The following is a 22,439-nucleotide window of genomic DNA, read 5'->3' as shown; positions in this document are numbered from 1 at the left end:
CCATGCACTGACTGTTGCTTCGCAGCGCTTCGTCCGAAGGACGAACAACGCTGCGCGAATCCTACACCGACCCCGCACAATACCGACAAATCCCTGACGAAATCTTCCCGCCGGGGCTGCGAGAGGACCGGCGACAAGATAATTCAAATTGTCGAAAGCGTCGATGGCGTTTGAGCCGACACGCCGGCGACCACAGCGAACGCTCCACGCTTCGTCATCCTAGGGTCTTCGCGACGGAGCTTCGCTCCTGCTTCGCCCTAGGATGACGAAGTTCAGGAGCCCTGGTCGTCGAAGGATGCCTCAAAGCCCGTTTACCTTTCCCGAGACCACCGGCAAATCCCTGGCGAAGTCGTCGATCTCAGCCCACGGATCGCCCGACGTCTCCAGCAACCCCGGCAGCGACGCATAATTTAAATCCTGCGGTGCATCGATCGCCTCCAGATCGGCCCAGCTCACCGGTGTCGAGGCCGGCAGGTTGGTGCGGGCGCGCAGCGAATAGGGGGCGGCGGAGGTGTGGCCGCGCGCGTTGCGGTGATAGTCGATGAAGATGCGCCGCTTGCGGTTTTCCTTGCCCATTGTGGTGGTGAAGGTGTCGGGCGCGGTGGCCGCTAGATGCGTTGATATGGCGCTGGTTGCCTGATGCAGCTTCTTCCAGTTCTGCTTTTGCGTCACCGGCACGGTGATGTGGATACCGCTGCCGCCGGAGGTTTTTGCGAACGGCACCAGGCCAAGCCCCTCCAGCTCGCCCTTGATGTGCACGGCGGCCTCCACCACCTCGCGCCAGGAAATCCCCTCGCCCGGGTCGAGGTCGAGGACGATCTGGTCGGGCTTGTCGAGGCTCGAGCGATGCGTGCCCCAGGTGTGGAACTCGACGACGCCGAACTGCGCCAGCGCCAGGTATCCTTTCGCGCCCTCGACCGAGAGATAGGACTTGGTCTCGCCCTCGGAATTGGTCGCCTGGAACGTCACCACCGAAGGCGGCATGCCGGTGAACGCATGACGCTGGAAGAAGCAGTCCTTGGGCAGGCCGGTCGGGCAGCGCACCAGCGACACCGGGCGGCCAAGGATGTGCGGCAGCATGAAGTCGCCGACCAGCGCGTAATAGACGGCGATGTCGAGCTTGGTCGGGCCGGTCTTGCCGAACAGCCGCCGCGTCGGGTTTGTCACCCAGATGGTGGCGAGATCGGTTTCGGCGATCAGGCGCTTGCGCGTCGAGGAGACCGGCGTCGACAGGCCGACATCCCTGAGGCCCCGGAACACACCGTGGCGCAACGAATTGTCCGCGGTTCGATTGGCGTAGTGGATGCGCGCCGAAAACAGCGGCTTGACCCAGTGCATCTCGCGCATGATTTCGCGCGGCACGCCTTCCGGCGGCGTGGCGCCGGATGTGAGCGGCTCAAGCCGGGCCAGCAGGTCGGCCGCGGTCCCGGCATCGAAGCCGGTGCCGACCTTGCCGCGATAGTGCAGTTCGCCGTCCACCCACTCGGCCATGCCGAGCGCGGCCAGCCCCTCGGCCGCGTCCGAAATGGTGTAGCCGGCGATGACGAAATCGTCCTTTTCGAGCGCCTTGGTCTTGGTCCAGCTCTTGGTGCGGCCGCTCTGATAGATCGCGGTGGCGCGTTTGGAGACCACGCCCTCCAGGCCGAGTTCCGTCACCTGGTCGTAAAGCGCTTGCCCGGAACCCTCGACATGGTCGGAGAACTGGATCGCGGAGTTGGCGCCAAGCCCGCCAAGCAGTTCGGCCAACAGCGCCTTGCGCCGGATGAGCGGCACCTTCATCAGGTCCCAGCCGTCGAGATGCAGCAGGTCGAAGGCGTAGAAATGCAGCTTGCTGCCGGCGCCCGCTGCCAGCGCGTCCTGCAACAGCGCAAAGCGGGAAATGCCCTTGGCATCGAGCACGACGATCTCACCGTCGACGATCGCCTCGCGGCACGGCAGCTTGGCGAACGCATGTGGCAAGTCGCCATAGCGTCTCGTCCAGTCGATGCCACCGCGCGTGATCAGCCGCACCTCCCCGTCGGAGATATGCGCCATGGTGCGGTAGCCGTCGAATTTGATCTCGTGCAGCCAGAGCTCGTTCGTATTCTCGGCAAGGCCTTCGCCGCCCGGCGGCTTCGGCACCTGGCTCGCCAGTTGCGGCTCGATGCGGCTCAGCGCTGGCGCCTTGGCCGCGCCCGGCAGGTCGCTCGGCTTCAGCGAACCGGGCTTTGGCGCGGACTTCGCGGCCGGCTTAGGTGGCGCTGCCAGCTCCTCGATGCGCAGGCCGGATTTCACGCTTTCCGGCCGCGCTTCGAGGATATTCAGCCCCGTGTCGGCGGCGAGGTCGCGCTCCTTGAACAGCAGCCAGTTCTTCTTGTTCTCGTCTTCGCCGGGCTTTGGCTTCAGCCGGGTCAACATCCAGCCGCCATTGAGCTTTTCGCCGGCCAGCCGGAACTTGAAGGCGCCGGTGCGCAGGCTTTTGTCGACATCGTCCATCGGCGCCCAGCTGCCGGTGTCCCAGACGATCATCGGCCCGCCGCCATATTCGCCTTCGGGGATGACGCCCTCGAAATCGATGTATTCGAGCGGATGGTCCTCGGTCTCCACCGCCAGCCTTTTGTCGGCTGGGTTGAGCGATGGCCCGCGCGGCACCGCCCAGCTTTTCAAGACATCGCCAACCTGCAGGCGCAGATCGTAGTGGTCCGCCGTGGCGTGATGCTTATGGATGACGAAGCGGTTGCCGCCCCCAGTCATCAGCCCGCCGGCCGGCTCCGGCGTCTTCGAGAATTCGCGCTTGGCGCGATAGGATCCGAGCTTGGCGGGCGGCATGTCAAAAGCCGAGCCTGGCGGAAACCAACAACCGCCTCGTTCCTTCGCGCCGTGGGGCGCTATCTTGGCACCGCTCGCGATTTATCACGTGGTCTCAGTCGTCCGTCGCCGGCGTCAGCTCCAGCTCGGCCGGCGACAAACCCTGCTGCAACTGGCTCAGCCGAAACTCATCCACCCAGTAGGCCTCGCCGTCGACCAGCACGCGCGCACTGTAGGTGCCGCCTGAGAAACGCTGCGCGGTGACGTAGACCTTGTGGCGGTCAAGTGCCTTGCGCACCGCGGCGCGCTTGGAGTTCTGGCCGTTCACGGCAGTGGACATGCGCTTCGCCCTCGGTCGCCTGACACGGAACTCGGCCGCTTTTGGCGGCCCGGCGACTGGCCCCAAGGATGGCGGAGACACGCGCGCCTGTCAATTTCGCGGGCGGCGTCCTTCAGGTCTTCAACCGCCGCAAACGGCGCATCACGCCCTGCACGGCCTTGTAAAGCCGCGGCTTGGAGCGCACGAACAGCTCGGCCTTGCAGCGCAGCCTGATATAGGCGGTCGAGCCCCTGCCCTTCAGCGTCATCGCCTCGCACAGTTCGGCCAGCACCGAGTTCGAGGCGCCGATATGCTGCTTGTATCCCTGTCCGCCGACCGAGAGGTCGAAATAGCCGAGCCCTTGCGCCCGTGCCCACACCATCAGCTTGCCGATCATCGTCAGGCCCGGCGCGACGTTGGCCACCGCGTCCTGGTCGATCCCGAGCAGCAGGGCGTGCAAGGTGCCCTTCATGACCAGCACGTACATGACAGCGAGATAGGCCTGGCCGACGCGCAGCCCGAACAGCCGCACCGAGCCGTCGGAAAGCCCCTGCAGGGCGGCGTTGCGGTAGAACTCCACGATCGGCGCCTGCGTCAAAAGGTCGAAGCGCCCGAGTTCGCGAAAGCGGTTGAGCCTGAGGTCGAGCAGTCTGCCGAACTGCTCCTCGATCATCTCAGGCGTCTCGGCTTCGACCAGTGCGAGGCCTCCGAGTTGTTCGAAGCGGCGGCAGTGCTTGTTGAAATTCTTGGTGAAGGAGGATTTGCAGATACGCTTGACCAGCGTCTCCGGCTCGCCATCCATGACGAGACCCGAGGCGATCTGAATGGAGTCGCGCGCCGCCGAAAGCAGCGCCAGCGGATTGGCCACGCCGTGGATTTCCCGCGAAATCCCCGCAATATGGATGCGGTCGGCGGGCGGCAGCACGGCGCGGACCGCGGCCCAGGCGGCGTCGGCGTTTTGCCTGGTCCAAGGCCTGGCATCGGCCAGCAGCGGCGCCGAATAATCGCACACGCCGCAGCTCAGCCATTCGATCACGGAGTGGCCGAGCGCCCGGCGCCGCATCAGCGGCAGCAGCATGACATGCAGGCCCGTGGCGGCATCATTGACCTCGACGACGAGCAGATCGGCGCTTTTGGGCATCAGCCGCCCGGCGATCCCTTCCACCCAGGCAAGGCCCTGGTGACCGGTGCACAAACCGGTCTCCTCAAGACGCTGCCAGAGCTGCCTTACGGTGTCGAAGCTCGTGTGCAGCCGCGCCGTATAGCGCGCGGTGGCGCCCATGCCTGCTCTAACCGGCGAAACCGGTTGAACCGGTGCATCCGCTGTCGCGACCAACCGCACTGCCTGGCTTGCCACATGCCTCTCCCATTCGTTCGGGGGCGCATGGGCATCATCCACGCAAGCGCCGAAAACCCCGCATCGTTCCCTGGACTGCGTTGAGCAGCCTTGGGCTGGAGCGTACGAAAGCCTCGGCCCGCCTGCGGAACTCGATGGCGGTGGTCGCCACATTGCCACGCATCGTGAACCCATGGCAGAGTTCGACCAATACCGAACCCTTGGCGCCCATATGTTCCTTGTAGCTCTGGTTGCCGACCGACAGGTCGAAATATCCAAAGCCTCGTTCGCGCGCCCAGCCGATCAACCTGCCCATGATTGCAAGCCCCGGCGAGACATTGGGCACGACGCCCTGGTCCATTGCTATCAGCAGAGCATGAACAGTCCCTTGATGCACGAGCAGATATTGTACCGCGATCAGAGCCTCGCCGACGAGCAGCCCGAAAAGCCGTACAGAGCCGTCCAACAGGCCCTGAATAGCCGCGTTCCGGTAGAAATCGACGATGTTCTCCTGGGTCAGCAGATCGAAGCGACCAAGCTCGCGAAAGCGGTCGAGCCGCATCCGCACCAGTTCGCCGAAGATACGGTCAACCTCGGCCGGTGCCCCGGCTTCGACCAGTTCCACGCCGCCAAGCCGTTCGAGGCGGCGCCAGTCCTTGCCGAATTCCTTGACGAAGGATGGCCTGCAGAGACGCTTGAGCACTGTTTCGGGATCGCCGTCGATGGCGAGGCCGAAAGTGGTCTGGATGGAATCGCGTGTGGCCGACAGCAAGGCCAGCGGATTGGCGACGCCCTGGATCTGTCGCGGAATCCCCACGATGTGGACGCGGTCCGCCGGCGGCAGCGCCGAGCGCACCGCCGCCCACGCAGCCTGCGCGGATTGCCGCGTCCACGGGCTGGCATCGGCCAGCAGCGGTGCCGAATAGTCGCAGACGCCGCAGCTCAACCACTCGACCACCCAATGATGGAAGGCCCTGCGCCGCATCAGCGGCACCAGCATCCTGGGTTCGCCAGTCGTGGCGTCGCCCACCTCGACGATGAGGAGTTCGGCGCCTTCCGGCAGCAGCCGCGTGGCGATCCCTTCCGCCCAGGCGTAATTCTGGTGGCCGGTGCACACACCGCTTTCCTGGAGGCGCAGCCAGAGTGGCCTGACCGCCTCGAGGCTGGTGTGCAGTTTTGCCGTATAGGCGTCGTTCGCCGCGACGGAGGTGGGATGCGAGACCTGCCCGCCAGGCAAGTCGGTCATCGCGGCAATTTGCACTGCGTGGCCTGTCACATCCTTCTCCTATCGCTTGACCGCGGCGAACGAAACCGCCCGTCGCCAGGAGCCCAGGCGGCTGTCGCGCTGCTGGTCCGGGTGTTCGATGTTCCACATGCGGTGATGCACGAAATACCATGATGCCACGAGCACGAAGATCTCGGAGACCGCCGAACCCAGCAGCGCCCATGGCGGGGAGGCGATCGACAGCAGGATGGCGATCAACGCCAGCCCGACGATGGCGCCGCCCAGGGTGATGAAGGCGACGATGCGGAAGTCACCCATTATCTCGAGCACGATGCGGGGCATGATGTAGAGCATGATCGGAACGAAATTCGCGATCACGAAAAACCCGATGAATCCCACCGACGCGTCCTGGAGAGCCTGGGACTTTATCATCGGCAGGACGAACAGGATGGCGCATCCATAGACAACCGCGCCAAGCCCCATGACAACGGCCCACAGCTTTGCCTGCGCCCAGACACGGCGCGTTTCGTTGTTGCGCATCAGCTTGGCGAGTTCGGGCTGCGTCATGTTCACAAAGGCAAGACTGCTGATGCGCAGCGGCGCGAACAGCACCAGCACCGCCGCCAGCGGCGCATAGGCGGCCGGCCCGGCAATGCCCGCGACCAGCAGCGCCAGGCATTGCCCCTGGATGTTGGTGGTGGTGGCGCTGAATGCCGACCAGCAGAGCTGGGACCACAGCCTCGCATAGCGCCGCCGTGTCGGCATGCGGAAGCTGATGCGCATCGTGCGGCGCGCCAGCCTGACCAGGACGAAGATGCCAAACACATTGGCCGCCGCGAGCGCATAGAACACAGTCTGCAGCGCGTCCTTGGCCAGCCAGATCGCCAGGCCGGCCATGACCGTGCCGGCGATCGTGAAGGCGGCATCGCTGACGGAAACGATCACCTGCTGGCGGCGCGCGAAGAAGGCCGTGCGCATGTGGCTGCGCAGCGACCATGCGCCGACGAAACAGCCCGCGGCAATTCCGCTGGGGTCGCCCAAGAGACGCATCACGATCGCCGTGCCGACGGCCATCAGCAAGGCAACGACCAGCGCCGCCGTCCCGAAGGCAACGTCATAGGCATCGACGCCGGCGCTGTTGGTGCTCTTGCCCATCCATATCGAGGCCGGAACGGCGGTGAGCGACCTGATGTAGGACAGGCCGACGCCGCCCATCACCATGCCGATGGCAAAGAGGCCGTAGCCTTGCGCCGAAAGCATGTGCAGCAGCGCGATGTTGAGGGCGAAGTGGAAGCCGCTCTGCATCGCCTCGCCGCCGATCATCAGCACGAGACGCCGCACCAGATGGCCAGGAAGTTTCACGGCCGTGTCTCCGCCTGGCGGGCGGTTGCCGCCCGCCCCGGCCTCGCTATGGGTGTCTTCAGCTTGTCGGCGGCTATCGCCGCGATCGCCGCCGCCGCGACCGGTTCGCTGAAGACCGCCTCGTAGCGCGCCCGCCCGGCAGCGACAAAGGAGCGCCAGGCCTCGGGCCGCAGGATGATCTCCTCGAGTTTGGCTGCAAGGGCGGCGGCATCGCCGGGCGGAACATGCCAGCCGGTCTCACCGTCGCTCACCACCTCGACCAGCCCGCCGATCGCCGACACCAGCGGCGGCCGGCCGTAGGCCATCGCCTCGATGGCGACGCGGCCGAGCGATTCGGGACGCCGCGAGGGCACGGTGACGATATCGGCCCAGCGATAATGCTCGGAGGGATCGGGGATGAAGGGCAGCACGCTGACGCGTCCGCCGAGCCCCATGCTGCCGACCAGTTCGGCGAGCGCGCGTTCGCGCTCGGTACTTTCGAAGGCGCCGCCGACCAGCCGCACCTCGATCCTCGACTTGAGTTCCGCCGGCAACGAGGCGATCGCCTCCAAAAGCACTTCCTGGCCCTTGATCCTGTTGATGCGGCCAAGCAGCAGCACCTTGAGCGGCCGCTTGCCGTCATAGGTCGTCGCTTCGGCCGCGGCCGGGCCGGCAACGCCGTTATAGACCACATGGGAGCGCGCGTATCTGGGCTCGCCGAACGCGGCGCGTGTGGCGCGCGAGTTGAAGATGAGATCGGCATGGCTCCAGTGCATCAGGCCGACTAGGATCCTGCGCATGGCGCCTTCGGGAATTTCGTGGATGTGCAGCACGGCCTTGTGCGGCAGCAGGCGCGCGGCAAGCGCATAGTCGGCCACGATCGAGGTGTTGACATAGGTGAGATCGCAATCCCGGAGCCGCCGCCAGGCCCTCAGCACCGCGACCGGCAGCCGCGCCATCTCGATGGTGGCAAGGCGCGCAATCGCCTGGCGCCTCAGCACCCAGAGCGGCTCGAAGACGATCCGGGTCGCATGCGGTTCGAGGATCCGCACGATCGGTCCGCTGCGCGGCAGGACGACCTCGATATCGGCTGAAGGAAACGCGGCGCGCAACGCGGCGACGCTCTCCGCGAAGCTGCGATCGGAACCATAGAGTTCATAGCCCTGATGGACGCATGCAATCCGCATATTCCCATGCATCTTTCTGCCAGGGGTAGTTTGACGATCCCGCCGCCTGACAGAACAGGCGACTGGAGACTTCAAGCCCAACACCCCTTTGGACTTCACTTGTTGCCGGCATGGTGACGAGCGGATGTAGAACCCGGATCACCATACCAAATGCTGCACGTCCTCCGCCGGTGTGGCGCACAGAAGTCCATGAGCAAGGATCATGCCGGCCCTGATTTCTCCGTCTGCAGGTCGCCCGGTCGCGGCATTGCCTTGTTTCGATACACATACGCTGGGATAGTTGACCGATAGTGAAACAACTCCGGCCGCTGGAAGAAATATTTTACACCCCGGTGCGATGATGGCTGGAACTGAGTCTGGCACGGATATCGCTGGGCTGTGGTTTCCAGAGGGGACGGCCGCGCATTGCGGAATCGAGCGGATTTGAAAGCGCCAGCAGCCATGAAACCTGAAATGCCCACCATCCTGATCCTCGGGACGCGCGGCATTCCAGCGGCCCATGGTGGCTTTGAAACCTTCGCCGAGAAGCTGGCGCTGTTTCTTGCCGGGCGCGGCTGGAAGGTCGGCGTCTATTGCCAGGAGGAGGTCGAGCGGGTCGACCAAAGGGTGCGTGTCGACACCTGGAACGGTATCGATCTCATCCACGTCCAGGTCGCCTCGAAAGGTCCCCGCGCGACGCTGGAATTCGACTGGCAATGCGCGCTCGACGCCGCCCGGCGGCCCGGCATCTGCCTGGTGCTCGGCTATAATGGCGCGGTCTTCCTGACCTGGCTGAGGCTGATGCGGCGCAAGATCATCACCAACATGGACGGCATCGAGTGGCGCCGGCCAAAATGGGGTATGGCTGCGCGCACATGGTTCTGGCTAAACGAATGGATCGGCGCCTGGGCCTCGCACCGCCTGGTCGCCGACCATCCGGTGATCGCGGATCACCTGGCGACGCGCCGGCCGCGCAGCGCCATCGCCACCATCACCTATGGCGCCGACCCGGTGACATCGGCACCGGAGGCGCCGGTGCGCGCGCTCGGCCTTGAGCCTGGCAACTACCTGATCTCGATCGCGCGTATCGAGCCCGACAACAACATTCTGCCCATGGTCGAAGCCTTCTGCAGCCAGAAGCGCGACATGAAGCTGGTGGTCCTGGGCACGCTTTCCCCCGATATCCCTTACCATGTCGCCGTCCGCAAGGCGGCGAACGCCTCGGTGGTGCTGCCCGGCGCCATCTACGACCAGGCGGCGGTGAAGGCGCTGCGTTTTCACGCGCGCGCCTATCTGCATGGCCACACCGTCGGCGGCACCAACCCGTCGCTGGTCGAGGCGTTGGCCGCCGGCAACATGGTGATCGCCCACGACAACCCCTATAACAGATGGACCGCCGGCGCGGCCGCCATCTATTTCACCGACCGGCAGAGTTGCGCCGAGCGGATGCGGCAGGCGATGGAGGATGACGCGCTGGTCAGGACCTGCGGCGCGGCCGCGAGAGCCCGCGCCAACGAAGCTTTCCGCTGGGACGATGTCCTGCTTGCCTATGAAACCGAAGCCTACCGGCTTCTGGGCGTGAGCGCCGCCGCAGCCCAGCCGGTCGACCGTCCCTCGCCCGGCGCCGTATGACGGGCTGGTCGCGACGGCGGCTGCTGAGGACCGCGCTGTCGACGGCGCTGGTGCCCGCAACGGCAGCACTCTCGTCCGCATCGCCCGCGCTGGCCGCCACCGGCGAATGGCGTTTTCGCCGCGGCGTCAACGCCTGGCCCTGGTTCGCGCTGACGCGTGAGTTTCCCGCGCCGCGCACCGACTATGACTGGCCGCCCTTCCAGTCGCAGCGGCCGGTGCCGACACCGGACGACCTTCGCCGGCTGCGCCGGACCGGGCTCGACTTCGTCCGCCTGCCGGTCGATCCCGGCCCGTTCCTGGCCGCCGATGCCGCCACGCGCGCAAAATTGCTGGCGATGCTGGACGATGCCGTCGCGGCAGTCATCGATGCGGATCTCGGCATCATCGTCAACGTGCAGGCCAACGGCGCCACTCATTACTGGAATCCCGACCGCATGGTCTCCAGCACAGCCGCGCCCGAATTCGAAGCCTATCGCGCGCTGGTCGGCACGCTTGCCGGCAGGCTGCAGCGGTTCCCGTCGGTGGCGCTGGAGCCGGTCAACGAACCGCCGCAATCCTGCTCCTCCAACGTCTGGTCGAACGTCCAGGCGGCCCTCCTGGCGGCGGCCAGGGCGTCATCCCAGACGTTGCCGTTGGTCGTCACCGGCGGCTGCGGCTCGATGGTGAGCGGGCTTGCCGCGCTCGATCCGGAACCGCTGGCGGCCTTCGAGCCGATCCTGTTCACCTTCCATTTCTACGAACCCTATCTGTTCAGCCATCAGGGCGCACCCTGGATGCGCGAGCCGGTCTACCGCGCGCTCAACAACGTGCCATGGCCAGCCTCCGCCGGTTCGCTCGAACGGACGCTGGCCTCGGTCAGGGCCCGCATGGCCGGGGACACCGAAACCTCGGAAGCGGACAAGCAGGCCGCCTATGCCGAGACCGAACGCGTGCTGAAGGTCTATTTCGACGCCAGGCCAGATCGCTGGTTCGTCGACAAATATATCGGCCAGGCGCGCGATTGGGCCGACAGCCACGGCATCGCCCCGACGCGCGTCATCATGGGCGAATTCGGCGCGCTGCGCACCGACGCCCGCTACGTCGCCGCCCCCAATCCCGACCGCGCCCGCTACATCGCCGATGTCAGGCAGAGCGCCGAGGCATCCGGCTTCCCCTGGGCCTTCTGGGACCTGTTCGACGGCATGGGCATGATGGACGACAAAACCCGCTCGCTCGACCCGGCGATGGTGGATGCACTCGGGTTGAGGATGCCGGAATAACCGCCTTCCAAATGCGGCCGAGTTCCTTGTCGCCGTAGAGCGCTACCTCGGCACCCCTTGTGCGCCCGGACGCCCCGCCGTCCGCGCTGGCCGCACCGGCCTGTAAAGCGCCAGCGCGATCACCACGAACTTGGTCATCAGCGTCGTCTTGGACGCCAGGCTTTCGGAGGTGTTGAGCAGGATCAGCCAGCCCAGCATCGGCAGCCAGATGCCGGGATGGCAGCGGCGTGCCACTTCGTGCATGAACAGCGCGAAGCCGAAAAACAACAGCAGGGTGAAGAAGGCGCCCTGATAGAGGAGCAGGCGGATGATCGGGTTCTCGATACCCTGTTCGAGGCCGTTGATGCGGCGCAGGCTTTCGATGAGATCGATGTCGGGCCCCACGATCAGGTCGCGCAGTTCGAAATGCTTGAACAACTCGAACATTTCGACGCGGGCATTGGCGCTGCCGCTGTCCGACACGAAGCGCTCCAGCAGCGCGTCGAAGAAGCCGTAGGAGAACAGCATGACCACCACGACCGGCAGCAGCGAGGCGAGCATGACGGCAAGGGCGGCACCCGGCAGGCTGATGCGTCCTCGCCGCAGATAAGCCACGCCACTGAAAAGCAGATAGATGCCGCCGAGCGCGATCGTCGTCACCATCGCCGAGCGCCCGCCAAATACCACCAGCGCCGCGCATTGCAGGCCGATCAGCCCGAGCCGCAGCGGCATGGACAGGGATTTCGAACCGGAGAGCAGCGCCAGCACATAGATCGAGGTGATCGTGGCGTTGGACAGAGGATGGCCCTGGAGCGCCGTCGAGCGCAGGTCGTTCATGAACACCTCGCCGTCGAGCCGGTAGGGAAAGACCAGCGTCTTGGTGGCGAACTCGAACAGCGCCAGCAGCGCGTTGACCGTCATCACCGCGTGCACCACGGTTTGCATGCGGGCGAACGTCTTTTCGTCGGCCTCGGCCAGCATCATCGCCAGCAGCGCCGCCGCCACGAACGTGTCGATCATGCCGGCCATGCCGGGGCGCTGCCTGACGATGACGACGACCAGCAGCATGATCGACATGACGGCTAGCAGCGCGCTGGCAGGCCGCCTGTCGGCGATGGCCAGCGTATAGCCTACCGGGTTGCCGAACGTGCAGGCGCGCCAGGCAAACATCAGCACGAGCAGATAGGTGGAAGGATGGATCTTGGTCGCCGGATTGCCGGTCAGGCCGTCGTAATTGTAGCCCACCAGCCACAGCATGCCGCCCGAAATGCTGAACAGCAGCGCCACCACCGCGACCAGGCCGTAGCCGGTCACCCAGTCGACGGAATTGCCGGTGCGGGGCGCGGTCGGGGCTTGACCCTGGCCAGCCCAGCCGGCCGCCGGGGTGGCGGACCGGGCGGCGCCCCGGATGGCAGCCATGTCAGGCCGCCTCGTCGACCAGCAAGGCGCCAGTCGGCAACCGCCCCATGACCGAAATGGCTTGCGAGGCCGCCGTGACGTCGCGCATCGGCGTCGCGTTCAGCGTGGCGACGAGCACGATCTCGTCGACCATGGCGACCAGCGGTGAGGCGTTGAGATTGTCGGCCAGCGCGCCGCCATCGACGACGACGAGTTCGAAATTGCGGCTCGCCTGGGCCAGCATATGCTGTGTGAAATAGACGCCCTGCGCCTCGGAAAAAGCAGCCTTCGGCCGACCCTTGCCCAGAAGCGCGACGTTGCTGCCGGGCGCGTACTGGCTGAGCGCTTCGAAGGCGTATTCGCCGCGCAGCACGTCGAGGAGACCTGGCTGCGGCTCCTTCTGGCTGCCGCCGGCATTGTTGGTGTCGATGAACAGGACACGGCTGCCCCTGGCAGCCGCCGCGTTGGCCAGCAGGCGCGCCACCCGGCCCCGCTGCGCGGCGTCCTCTGGCGCCGACGTCACCAGGATCGACGGTACCAGTGGCCAGTTCGGCGGACGCCGGCTGGAGGAGAACAGGCGTCTCAACGCCAGGCCGGCGACGGCGTCCATCTTCTGTCCGGCCGGCGCGGCGGCGCCGCCGAAAGGCCACCAGCGGCGGCGCGCTGATTTTGCCGGCAGCACGCCCACCACGGGCGCGTCGATGGCCGATTGCATCTGCGCGCTGGAAAGCACCGTTGGCGATGAATATTCCGCGATCAGCGCCATGCCGGTGCCGAGCCCCAGCCCGCCGAAGAACGCGCCGAACACCAGCAGCAACAGCGGCGGCCAGCTCTTCTTCAGGGCCGGCATGGCGTCGGAGATGATGCGCGCATTGGTGCTGTCGACATTGACCTGCTCGCGCGTTTCCTGCGCCCGTTGCAGATAAGTGGCATAGACGGAGCGCACCGCCTCGAGATCGCGTTGCAGTTCGCGCAGCTTGACCGAGGCCTGGTCGGTGTCGAGCGACTTGCTCTTCATGCCCGCGACCTTCGCTTCCAGCGCCTGCTGGTTGGCCAGCGCGCGCTCGTAGTCGGTTTCGGCGGCGGCGGCGATTCGACCGAGTTCGCGCGCGATGAGCGCGCGCGTGTCGCGCAATTGCTGCTGGGCCGCCATCATCGAAGGATGGCGCGGCCCGAGCTCCGTGCCGAGCTGCGAAACCTGGTCGACAAGTGTCGCCTCCTGCGCCCGCAGGCTCGAAATCACCGCCGAGCGCATCGCTTCCGAGGTCGCGTCCGGCGCGCCGCCGGACCGGCGCAACTGGTCGACCTGCGCCTTCAGCGTCGCGGTGCGGCTCTGCGCGGCGGCGAGCTGCGTGTTGATCTCGGTCAGTTCCTGGTCGCTGACCAGATTGCCGGCGGCCATGACCATGTTGTTGGCCGACCTGTAGGCCTCGACCGCATTCTCGGCCCGCTGGACGCGCTTGCGCTGCTCGTCCAGCCGCGCCGTGATCGAGTCGGAAGCATCCGTGGCCATCTTCGCGCGCGCGCTCGCCTGATCCGCCAGGTAAGCCTGCGCGATGGCATTGGCGAGCTTCGCCGCCTTGTCGGCGCTCTTGGCGGTAACGATCACGTCGAGGACCAGCACCTTGTCGGCCCGCTTGACCGCAAGCCGCCGGCGCAGCGCATCGAGCGTCTTGCCCGCCTTGTCGGTTTCGGCCGAGCCCGAGCCCAGCACGCCGCCGAGCAGGCGGCTCAACAACCCGCCCTGCCCGTTGAATTCCGGGTCCTCGGTCAGGTTGGTCGCCGCGATTGCCCTGAGCAGCACGCCGCTCGACTGGACGACGGCAACCTGGCTTTCCACCATGGTGATGCCGCCATCAGGCGGAACGCGGCTCGGATTGACGTCGTTGGTGACCACCTGCAGGTCCTGCGGATCGACGATGATCTCCGCCACCGAGCTGTAAAGCGCCGGCGTGAACAGTCCATAGAGCAGCGCCCCGAGGGTCAGCAGCGCGGCGGTGGCGAGGATCAGGAAACGGCGGCGCACCAGAATGCGCTTCAGGTCACCCAGCTCGACGGTCGAGGACGGATAGGACGCGGCCGGCGGTGGCTCCGGCGCATATTGCATCACCTCTGGAGCGTGTTGTTGCGGCAACGAGAGCAGGGATGATTGCAAAGGTCGCTCCGACAACACTCCATGTGCCCCAAAAGCTTAAATTGCGGCTTAAGCTTAGCTATTACTCCAACTGTTAAAACACTGTTAATTATGTTGGGAGCTCTTCTGATTTTTGGCACGGAGTTTGCGTAGCAGAGGCATGGGCCGTGTTGACAGGGCGCGAGCGAGCGGGAAACGAATGGAATGGAGCAACATCTTCCTCCAGTCCGACCGTCGCCCACCGATCGTGCCTAAAAATCGAACACCGGCCAATACCGAATATCAGAATTCTAGGGGTGCGACATGCAGGTGAGCCTGCGCCTGGACAGCGACTGCCTCCGTGCCTTTCACCTGCTGCTGCTGCAGCGCCTGGCCGCGCTCGCCGAGGTCGCGGTCAGCGTCGACGCACGCCCAGCCGGGAGCGGCATTCCAGGCAGCGTCGCGGCACTGTTCCAGCTTGAAACGGTCATCCATGGCTTGCCCGCGGACGGACTGGCCAAGCGCATGCCGTTGTCGGCGCTGGCACCCTACCGCACGCAGCCCGCCGCCGCGCCCGACCTCGTGCTCGACCTCTGCGGCGATGTGCGAATGGAAGGAACACGCGTCTGGCATGTGACCTATGACGGCGCCGGCGGCGAAGCGGCCCTGCTGGCGTCGATCCTCGATGGCCGGACCCCGCGGGCCGGCATCGAGGAGAACGGCGCCGTCGTCGCCGAAGGACGCCTGGGCACCGAATATGGCGGCATCGCGCTCGCCTCGTTCCAAGACATGCTGGCGCGCACGGCAAGCCTGATCCTGGCGGCGGTGACGGGCGCGGCGCGGGGCGCCCTGCCCGCCCTGCCCGAGCCGGAGGACGGCAGGGGGCCGCCATCGCTGCCCTCGGCCGGCAAGCTCGGCGTCAGGGCGGGCAAGGCATTGGCGCGCCGCGTCGTCCAGAAGATCTACCATCTCTGCTACAACGCCCCGCACTGGAAGGTCGGCTGGCGCCAGACCGGCGGGCGGGATCTGTTCGACCTGCGCGCGCATCCGGCCTCTGGCTGGCGAGAATTGCCCGACGACGGCAGCCGCTTCTACGCCGATCCGTTCCCGATCCTTCATCAGGGACAGGTAACCCTGTTCGTCGAGGACTATATCCACCGCCTGGGCCGAGCCATCATTTCCGCCGTGCCCTTTGGTCCGTCGGGGCCAATCGGCAGTCCGGAGCCGGTGCTCGATCTGCCCTACCATCTCTCCTACCCCTTCGTCTTCGAGCGTGACGGCGAGGTTTGGATGGTTCCCGAAAGCTGCGCCAACCGGACGGTGGATCTCTACCGCGCCACGGCCTTCCCGGGCGGATGGGTCAAGGAAGCGACGCTGCTGTCCGACATCGTCGCCAGCGACGCCACCTTGGTCGAGCATGGCGGCTCGTGGTGGCTGTTCGCCACCGTCCGGGACGGTGAAGGCAGCGCCCGGGGCGGCGGCGGCGCCTTCTCGGACGCGCTGCATCTGTGGTCGGCGCCGGACTTTCGCGGCCCCTGGACGCCGCATCCCAGGAATCCGGTGCTGATCGACATCGCCTCGGCGCGGCCGGCCGGACGCATGGTCGAACGTGACGGCCAGTTGCTGCGTCCGGTACAGGACTGCCGCAGGAGCTATGGCGGCGCCCTTGGCATCGCACGCGTCACTCACCTTGATTTGAACGGCATGGAGCAGCGTGTCGAGACGATCTTAACCCCCGGCGCGCTATGGAGTGGGCGTAAGCTGCACACGCTCAACGAGGCGGGCGGCCTGGAGTTCATCGACGGCTCGGCGATCGCGCCGCGCTGGAAAAGTGGTGACGGTGGTTAACCTAAGCGTTTGTTACTACCGGCCACCCGCGCTGGTTGCTTGAGGTTGATTATGGTCCGGAAGATATTTTCCACCACGGATTGTGGAGACAGAAGATGACCAGCATGAAGGGCAGCGAAATCACCCCCGCCGACGCTGGCCCCATCGAAGTCGACGTGGCGATCGTTGGCGCCGGAATGGCCGGCACCACGCTGGCAACCGTGTTGGCAAAAGCTGGCCGCAAGGTGGCACTGATCGATCCGCACCGCGTTCATCACGACGAGTTCCGGGCCGAGAAAATCGGTACCGATCAGATACGGCTGTTCGAGAAGCTCGGCCTCGACGAAACGGTCATGCGGCTCGTCACGCCGTTTGACGACATTCATGTGTTCCGCCTTGGCCAGCTGTTCGCGCGTGAGCGCAGGCCCGAATACGCATTTTCCTATGGAGCGTTGATCAACGGGCTGCGCGATGCCCTTCCCCCGCAAGTGCCGATAACGGTCGGCAAGGTCGCCGAGGTCTCGACCGGACCGGATCGGCAGCGCCTCGTGCTGAACGACGGCAGGGTCATCACGGCTCGCCTGCTGGTGGTCGCCACCGGTCATAGCGAAGCGGTGCGGCGCGCCATCGGCGTCGAGCGGGTCGAGCAATCGAAAGCTCATTCGCTCTCGATGGGTTTCGACCTCGCCATTCCGCCGCGCGAATGCGTCTACCAGGCCGTCACCTGCTACGGCAGGCGGGCCAGCGACCGCGTCGCCTACATCACCGTCTTTCCTCTCGGCGACAAGATGCGGGCCAACATGTTCGTCTATCGCACCGTGGCCGAGCAATGGACGAGGGATTTTCGGGCCGATCCGCAGAAGATGCTTTGCGAATTGATGCCTGAAATATCGGCGCAATGCGGCAACTTCGCTGTCTCAAGTCCCGTCGAGGTGCGGCAGATCAACCTGACCACGACGCAAGGCCATCGCCGCGACGGGGTCGTCTTCATCGGTGACGCGTTCTGGACGACATGCCCGACGCCGGGCGTCGGCATAGGGCGGGTCATGATCGACGTCGATCAGCTCCATTCCGTTCACATTCCACGCTGGCTGGAAACGCCAGGCATGGCGGCGGACAAGATCGCCGCTTTCTATGACGATCCGGTCAAGCTGGCCTCCGATGAGGCCGGCATGCGTGTGAGCGTCTACGCCAGGCGGATCACCACCGAAACCGGGCTGGAATGGCGCGCGCGGCGCCTGCGCAACAACACGGCACGCAGGCTGATGATCATCGGCCGCAAGGTGCGCCATTTGGGAATGCGGAGGGAGCCGGGCATGGCGTGAGGGGTCTCCCACCCTTCATCGTCATCGTGGTTCTGTCCTGAGGGCCGTACCTCTAACCTGGCTCCACCCCTCCCGGAGAAGGAAACCGCTGGAGCGCTTCACTGGGACAGCGACATCGCGCTCAAAAAGCAGATCCAGTGCCGTTCGGTGGGAACAAGCGGCTTGCCGACAGGTTATTCCCGCAGGAGATCCTGTCATGGTCAAGAATATCGACCGCGCGTTGCAGGATGCTATTCTGGCAATGCGCATTCTTCGCAAATCCATCATTGATCATGGGCATATGGAAGCCATGGCCGAATTTGACGGCTTGATGAGCGTGACCATATCGGAGGCCGAGCGCCAACTCACCAGTTGGCAGACTGGTCACCGCGCCGAGCGGCCGGACCACGCAGAATCCTGACGCGATCTCAAAGCCCGGACCCAAGGGAACCTTGCCGACCGGCGTTGGTTTCATGGAATGCGATACGCCGCCGGAGGACAAAGTGGCCCGATTGGTCGACAAGCATAAGCTTGAGAGAGCTGATCGCGAGTCGCGGCTTATTCTCGACGCCGAACGGCAGGCCCGCGACGCAAAGACCGAGCGCCTTCGCAAGCAGCGACTGTCCGCCGAGCCGAGCGGCGAGCGACAGAAGCCCGCACCGCCGAAGCGGCGTGGGTGACGGCCTGCTCGTTCGCAAAGGCAAAAGGCGCGATCGGTCGATCGCGCCTTTGTTCGACCGGCGAATGCACTAGCCCATTCAGAGCGTGGTCGGTAACCCTGAAGATCCGCTGAGAGCAGTGACGGCCGAAAGCCGTTCGCGCTTCTGCCAGGTTGGCTTCTCGTATTTCTTCACCAGCCATCTCCCCTTGTTGGAAACCGCAGAGAAGACCGGCTTCGCCGCCAATGTCAATCGTACCAGGACGGCCGTGGTGATTGTTCGAAACGCCCCGCGCCGGGTGAATTGGTCCACCGTGCTTTCAAATCCGCCGGCACGGGATAGATTTAGGATCGAGAAAGCGCCACAAGGCGCGTGGGAGGACCTTGCCAATGTCAGACACCGCCTTGCCGCTGGTGATCAGCGCGCCCGAGCCGCGCACGCTCGAACTGATCTTCACGCCGCCGCAGCTGGCGCGCCTCAAGGCGCATTATCGCATCGTCGAGACGACGCCCGACGGCGTGGCGCGGCTGCCGGCCCAGGTGCTGGCCGAGGCCCGCTACATCGTCGGCCAGCCGCCGATCTCCCCGCGGACGCTTGAAGCGATGAAGGCGCTGCGCTGCGTCTTCAATGTCGAGAGCAACCTCCTCGACAACATGCCCTACGAAACACTGTTCGCACGGGGTATCCATGTCGTCACGACGGGCCAGGTCTTCGCCGAGCCGGTAGCCGAGCTCGGCCTGGCCATGGCGCTCAACCTTGCCCGCGGCATCGTCGATGCCGACCTTGCTTTCCGCAAAGGCGAGGAACTGTGGGGCGGCGACGGCAACCAGACGGCGCGGCTGCTTTCGGGAGCCGATGTCGGCATCATCGGCTTTGGCGATCTCGGCCGCGCCCTCAACCGCCTGCTGTTGGGCTTCCGCACCCACACGAAGGTGTTCGACCCCTGGCTGCCGCCGTCGATCCTGAGGGAAAACGGCGTCGAGCCGGCCTCGCTGGACGAGGTGCTGTCATCAAGCGACTTCGTCTTCGTCGTCGCCTCGGTAACCTCCGAGAATCAAGGGTTTCTGGGCGCCGATGCTTTTGGCAAGATGCGCAAGGGAGCCGCCTTCATCCTGCTCAGCCGTGCCGGCGTGGTCGATTTCCCCGCCTTGATGGCGGCTGTGAGGAGCGGCCACATCCTTGCCGCCAGCGATGTCTTTCCCGAGGAGCCGCTGGCAGTCGACCATCCCGTGCGTGCGCTGCCCGGCTTCCTGCGCTCCGCCCATCGCGCCGGCGCCCTCAACATCGCCTTCAAACGCATGGGCGACATGGTGCTGGAGGACATGGACCTGATCGACCGTGGCCTGCCGCCGCTGCGCTCCAAACGCGCCGAGCGCGAGACGGTGTCGAGGATGCGCTCGAAGCCGTCCGACAGGAATTGAGCAACCGCGCGGGTGTGCTCAACCGCATAGGCGGGTTTTGTACCAAACCGTACGCTGAATCCCCTTTGAGATGCACCTTCGGAGGCGTAAAAAACAACCTCAGGGAGGTAGCGATGGTTGGAAGCCATATAGACGTGGCGCGGGCAGCTATCGAAGCCAGCTTCCTGCTACGACATCGTTCCATTGCTGGAAACATCGCCTTTCGCCGCGAAATGGACCATTCCAGGCGCGCGATCGCGCAATCGCGCGAGCTTCTGAAACGCCTTCGCCAACGCCAGCGCGATGGCAACAGTCGAGCCTGGGAAGCTACAGACCCGGTTCCCTTTGCCGTCTCAGCGTTCGATGCCGACATTCTGCGCGCTGTATTTCGAGATCTGGTCTCGCAAGCGAACGTGCCCGAGTGTCAATGGCGCGATCTGGCCAAAAGCCTGGTTCACGAGTTTACCGGCTGCGAGCTGGTCGAGACCGGCTTGATAGAATGGCTCATCCACAAATAGTGACCCGCAAAGGTCCGTGAGCCCGTCTCCCAGAGATGCCCGCGCTTCCTGATGGAACGATCGCGCCGCCGGCTGGTTTTGCAAATGGCCGGGCGGTGGGAAGCCCGGCGTACTCGGAAGGCCCGTCACGAGTCGCGTCGGTGGCGGGCCTTTCCATGTCCAGCAGCGATATTGGCCGAAGGTCCCATTCGTGGCCGTGCAGTGGGCGCCCTTCTCCGAACCGGTCCTGGTCGGCCAGGCCTTCGTGCTGACCGGAGCGGGGCCGGCCTGCCTGCCGGTCATCATGCGCCAGCAAGTCGGCAGGATCAGCCTGCGCCACGCGATGCGGATGTGCGGCGTCGTCAGCCTCGACCAGCTTGTGGCCAGCCTCGCGCGCGAACGCTAGAGTGGTCAGGGCCAATGACGATTTGGCCGGGCCAGCAAGAGGATCGCGATGCTCAACACGGTCGACTATGGCGGCAAGGAAGCCGATATCGTCCATGCGCTGGAGGAAGACATCATCTTTGGCCGGCTGGCGCCCGGCACGCGGCTGGTCGAGGACGTGCTGCTGGCCCGCTTCCCGGTCTCGCGCCACACCATCCGCCAGGCCCTCTACCAGCTGGAAAGGCTTGGCGTCGCCACGCGCGAGCGCAACAAGGGCGCCACGGTGCGCCGACTCGCGCCCGAGGAAGTCCGCCAGATATACGAGGTGCGCGAGATGCTGCAGCGCCAGGCCGCGCTGATGATCCGGCTGCCGGCGAGCGAGGCGCTGATCGCCGAGCTGATCGAGATCCACCGCGTCTACAGCACCCATGTCGACGCCGGCTACCTCAGAGGCATCCATGAGGCCAACGACCGCTTCCACCTCACCATGTTCTCGGCCTGCGGCAACGCCTATCTCGTGTCCTCGATCGAGCACTATATGCGCCTCAGCCTGCCGGTACGGGCGAATTCGCTGGCCGACCGGGACAAGCTCGAAATCTCGCGCCAGCATCATCTGATGATGATCGAGGCGCTGAAGCGCAGCGACAATTGGGTGCTGGCGCAGCTCTGCGTCGACCACCTGCAGCCGAGCAAGGCGTTTTATCTGAGGGAGGTCGAGATGGGACCGGTGGGCCGCGACGCCGGCCAAGGATGACGGGCAGTGCCGGGTACAGGTGACGCGCTGCCGCGCCATTCTATCTGACCTTGATGACGACCTTGCCTTTTGCCCGTCCGGTCCCGACATAGGTCAATGCTTCGTTGGTCTGTTCGAATGGGAAGACCCGATCGACGACGGGGCGTACGGCGCCGGATTCGATGAGCGACGTGATCTTGCCCAGCTGGTCGCCCTGCGCCCACATGAACAGGAACGAATAGTCGACACCGGCGCGTTTTGCCTTGCGGCGTATGCCACGGCTCAGCAGGCCCACGATCAGCCTCAGGACGATGTTGAGGCCTTGTTTCCTGGCAAAATCGGAATCCGGGGGACCGGAGATGGAGATCAGCTTGCCGCCCGGCTTCAGAACGCGCAGCGATTTTTCGAGCGTCTTGGCGTCCTGGCTGTTCAGGACAACGTCGCAGCCCTGCAGGACGTTTTCGAAATCATCCTTCTTGTAATCGACGACGATATCGGCGCCGAGACTTTTGACCAGATCGGTGCTCGCCGCGCTCGCTGTTGTCGCGACCGTCGCGCCGAGATGCTTCGCCAGCTGGATGGCGAAGGTCCCCACCCCGCCGGAACCGGCCTGGATGAAGACTTTCTGCCCCTTCCTCAGTTTGGCTTTCTCGACCAGCACCTGCCAGGCAGTCAGGCCGACGAGCGGGATCGAGGCGGCCTCTTCCATGCTGAGGTTTTTTGGCTTCAGGGCCACGTCGGCTTCGTTCATGGCTATGGATTGCGCGAATGTCCCGATCCGGCCATCGCGCGGCCGGGCATAGACTTCGTCGCCTGGCTTGAAGCCGCGGACTTTCGATCCGACCCGCACGACGATTCCTGCCACGTCGTGGCCCAGAATGAAGGGCGGGCGATAGGGCAGGATGGGTTTGAACTCTCCGTCCCGGACTTTGGCATCCAGGAGGTTCACGGCGGCGGCATGGATCTCGACCAGGACATCATCGTCCCGCGGATCCGGCTCTGGCATTTCGGCCAGCCGCAGGGCGCCCTTCTTCTGATATTTGTCGACGACAAAGGCTTTCATCATGGTCACTTTCTGAA

The 22,439-nt window shown here is 65.2% G+C and carries 19 protein-coding genes; 10 read left to right on the top strand and 9 right to left on the bottom strand.

Annotated elements, in window-relative coordinates; genetic code table 11:
- Window positions 1–300: 300 nt before the first annotated feature.
- From ligD to FJ943_RS22770, 6 genes are all read right to left on the bottom strand, one after another.
- Entirely contained in the window at window positions 301–2,808 is a 2,508-nt protein-coding gene (gene ligD, locus FJ943_RS22795) for a DNA ligase D (protein ID WP_140725102.1), read from the bottom strand.
- 94 nt (window positions 2,809–2,902) lie between these two features.
- The gene (locus FJ943_RS22790; RefSeq protein WP_015316844.1) at window positions 2,903–3,127 is read right to left on the bottom strand and encodes a hypothetical protein; all 225 of its coding nucleotides are present in this window, start codon (window positions 3,125–3,127) and stop codon (window positions 2,903–2,905) included.
- A gap of 112 nt (window positions 3,128–3,239) precedes the next feature.
- A complete protein-coding gene (locus FJ943_RS22785) occupies window positions 3,240–4,388 on the bottom strand; it encodes a GNAT family N-acetyltransferase (protein ID WP_246671922.1) in 1,149 nt (382 codons plus the stop codon).
- Window positions 4,389–4,497: 109 nt separating this feature from the next.
- Complete coding sequence (locus FJ943_RS22780; RefSeq protein ID WP_140725096.1) at window positions 4,498–5,718, bottom strand: GNAT family N-acetyltransferase; 1,221 nt, start codon at window positions 5,716–5,718, stop codon at window positions 4,498–4,500.
- A 9-nt stretch (window positions 5,719–5,727) separates the two neighbouring features.
- A complete protein-coding gene (locus FJ943_RS22775; RefSeq protein ID WP_015316841.1) occupies window positions 5,728–7,029 on the bottom strand; it encodes a hypothetical protein in 1,302 nt (433 codons plus the stop codon).
- A complete protein-coding gene (locus FJ943_RS22770; protein WP_140716461.1) occupies window positions 7,026–8,195 on the bottom strand; it encodes a glycosyltransferase family 4 protein in 1,170 nt (389 codons plus the stop codon). Before FJ943_RS22770 ends, FJ943_RS22775 begins: the two co-directional genes overlap by 4 nt.
- 441 nt (window positions 8,196–8,636) lie before the next feature.
- Between FJ943_RS22770 and FJ943_RS22765 the strand changes: the two genes are divergently transcribed.
- Entirely contained in the window at window positions 8,637–9,806 is a 1,170-nt protein-coding gene (locus FJ943_RS22765; protein WP_140725093.1) for a DUF1972 domain-containing protein, read from the top strand.
- Window positions 9,803–11,065, top strand: a complete 1,263-nt coding sequence (locus FJ943_RS22760; RefSeq protein ID WP_140725090.1) for a cellulase family glycosylhydrolase — start codon at window positions 9,803–9,805, stop codon at window positions 11,063–11,065. Before FJ943_RS22765 ends, FJ943_RS22760 begins: the two co-directional genes overlap by 4 nt.
- 42 nt (window positions 11,066–11,107) lie before the next feature.
- On the opposite strand, the gene FJ943_RS22755 is transcribed toward FJ943_RS22760, so the two are convergent.
- Window positions 11,108–12,463 carry a VpsF family polysaccharide biosynthesis protein gene (locus tag FJ943_RS22755; RefSeq protein ID WP_181166487.1) on the bottom strand — a complete coding sequence of 452 codons (1,356 nt, stop codon included), beginning with the start codon at window positions 12,461–12,463 and terminating at the stop codon, window positions 11,108–11,110.
- A 1-nt stretch (window position 12,464) separates the two neighbouring features.
- On the bottom strand, window positions 12,465–14,597 hold the full coding sequence (locus FJ943_RS22750; protein ID WP_140617920.1) for a Wzz/FepE/Etk N-terminal domain-containing protein: 2,133 nt from the start codon (window positions 14,595–14,597) through the stop codon (window positions 12,465–12,467).
- Between the two features lie 282 nt (window positions 14,598–14,879).
- On the opposite strand from FJ943_RS22750, the gene FJ943_RS22745 reads away from it, so the two are divergent.
- From FJ943_RS22745 to FJ943_RS22710, 8 genes are all read left to right on the top strand, one after another.
- Window positions 14,880–16,403, top strand: a complete 1,524-nt coding sequence (locus FJ943_RS22745; RefSeq protein ID WP_140725088.1) for a formyl transferase — start codon at window positions 14,880–14,882, stop codon at window positions 16,401–16,403.
- A 95-nt stretch (window positions 16,404–16,498) separates the two neighbouring features.
- Window positions 16,499–17,707, top strand: a complete 1,209-nt coding sequence (locus FJ943_RS22740; RefSeq protein WP_181174610.1) for an NAD(P)/FAD-dependent oxidoreductase — start codon at window positions 16,499–16,501, stop codon at window positions 17,705–17,707.
- A 196-nt stretch (window positions 17,708–17,903) separates the two neighbouring features.
- Complete coding sequence (locus tag FJ943_RS22735; RefSeq protein WP_140725085.1) at window positions 17,904–18,107, top strand: hypothetical protein; 204 nt, start codon at window positions 17,904–17,906, stop codon at window positions 18,105–18,107.
- Between the two features lie 31 nt (window positions 18,108–18,138).
- Window positions 18,139–18,366, top strand: coding sequence for a hypothetical protein (locus FJ943_RS22730; RefSeq protein ID WP_246671921.1), 228 nt, complete (start codon window positions 18,139–18,141; stop codon window positions 18,364–18,366).
- Window positions 18,367–18,734: 368 nt separating this feature from the next.
- On the top strand, window positions 18,735–19,766 hold the full coding sequence (locus FJ943_RS22725) for a hydroxyacid dehydrogenase (protein WP_140725082.1): 1,032 nt from the start codon (window positions 18,735–18,737) through the stop codon (window positions 19,764–19,766).
- Window positions 19,767–19,879: 113 nt separating this feature from the next.
- Entirely contained in the window at window positions 19,880–20,263 is a 384-nt protein-coding gene (locus FJ943_RS22720) for a hypothetical protein (RefSeq protein ID WP_140725079.1), read from the top strand.
- 190 nt (window positions 20,264–20,453) lie between these two features.
- Window positions 20,454–20,648: a hypothetical protein gene (locus FJ943_RS22715; RefSeq protein ID WP_348642097.1), complete on the top strand. Its 195-nt coding sequence runs from the start codon at window positions 20,454–20,456 to the stop codon at window positions 20,646–20,648.
- Between the two features lie 48 nt (window positions 20,649–20,696).
- The gene (locus tag FJ943_RS22710; RefSeq protein ID WP_140725075.1) at window positions 20,697–21,380 is read left to right on the top strand and encodes a GntR family transcriptional regulator; all 684 of its coding nucleotides are present in this window, start codon (window positions 20,697–20,699) and stop codon (window positions 21,378–21,380) included.
- Between the two features lie 40 nt (window positions 21,381–21,420).
- Here the strand turns inward: FJ943_RS22710 and FJ943_RS22705 are convergent, their stop codons facing one another.
- On the bottom strand, window positions 21,421–22,422 hold the full coding sequence (locus FJ943_RS22705; protein WP_140725515.1) for an NADP-dependent oxidoreductase: 1,002 nt from the start codon (window positions 22,420–22,422) through the stop codon (window positions 21,421–21,423).
- Window positions 22,423–22,439: the final 17 nt, after the last annotated feature.

This window comes from Mesorhizobium sp. B2-3-10 (genome assembly GCF_006442275.1).
GTDB classification, from domain to species: Bacteria; Pseudomonadota; Alphaproteobacteria; order Rhizobiales; family Rhizobiaceae; genus Mesorhizobium; species Mesorhizobium australicum.
The sequence above is the reverse complement of the archived record's forward strand: the minus strand, read 5'-3'. Positions and strand labels throughout refer to the sequence as shown.

What these genes read in the sequence shown, in the direction of transcription:
- FJ943_RS22725 (WP_140725082.1), top strand. Translation starts at nt 18,735, where the DNA reads ATGTCAGACACCGCCTTGCCGCTGGTGATCAGCGCGCCCGAGCCGCGC.
- FJ943_RS22735 (WP_140725085.1), top strand. Translation starts at nt 17,904, where the DNA reads ATGGTCAAGAATATCGACCGCGCGTTGCAGGATGCTATTCTGGCAATG.
- FJ943_RS22745 (WP_140725088.1), top strand. Translation starts at nt 14,880, where the DNA reads ATGCAGGTGAGCCTGCGCCTGGACAGCGACTGCCTCCGTGCCTTTCAC.
- FJ943_RS22760 (WP_140725090.1), top strand. Translation starts at nt 9,803, where the DNA reads ATGACGGGCTGGTCGCGACGGCGGCTGCTGAGGACCGCGCTGTCGACG.
- FJ943_RS22710 (WP_140725075.1), top strand. Translation starts at nt 20,697, where the DNA reads ATGCTCAACACGGTCGACTATGGCGGCAAGGAAGCCGATATCGTCCAT.
- FJ943_RS22720 (WP_140725079.1), top strand. Translation starts at nt 19,880, where the DNA reads ATGGTTGGAAGCCATATAGACGTGGCGCGGGCAGCTATCGAAGCCAGC.
- FJ943_RS22790 (WP_015316844.1), bottom strand. Translation starts at nt 3,127, where the DNA reads ATGTCCACTGCCGTGAACGGCCAGAACTCCAAGCGCGCCGCGGTGCGC.
- ligD (WP_140725102.1), bottom strand. Translation starts at nt 2,808, where the DNA reads ATGCCGCCCGCCAAGCTCGGATCCTATCGCGCCAAGCGCGAATTCTCG.
- FJ943_RS22765 (WP_140725093.1), top strand. Translation starts at nt 8,637, where the DNA reads ATGAAACCTGAAATGCCCACCATCCTGATCCTCGGGACGCGCGGCATT.
- FJ943_RS22755 (WP_181166487.1), bottom strand. Translation starts at nt 12,463, where the DNA reads ATGGCTGCCATCCGGGGCGCCGCCCGGTCCGCCACCCCGGCGGCCGGC.
- FJ943_RS22740 (WP_181174610.1), top strand. Translation starts at nt 16,499, where the DNA reads ATGACCAGCATGAAGGGCAGCGAAATCACCCCCGCCGACGCTGGCCCC.
- FJ943_RS22785 (WP_246671922.1), bottom strand. Translation starts at nt 4,388, where the DNA reads ATGGGCGCCACCGCGCGCTATACGGCGCGGCTGCACACGAGCTTCGAC.
- FJ943_RS22705 (WP_140725515.1), bottom strand. Translation starts at nt 22,422, where the DNA reads ATGAAAGCCTTTGTCGTCGACAAATATCAGAAGAAGGGCGCCCTGCGG.
- FJ943_RS22770 (WP_140716461.1), bottom strand. Translation starts at nt 8,195, where the DNA reads ATGCGGATTGCATGCGTCCATCAGGGCTATGAACTCTATGGTTCCGAT.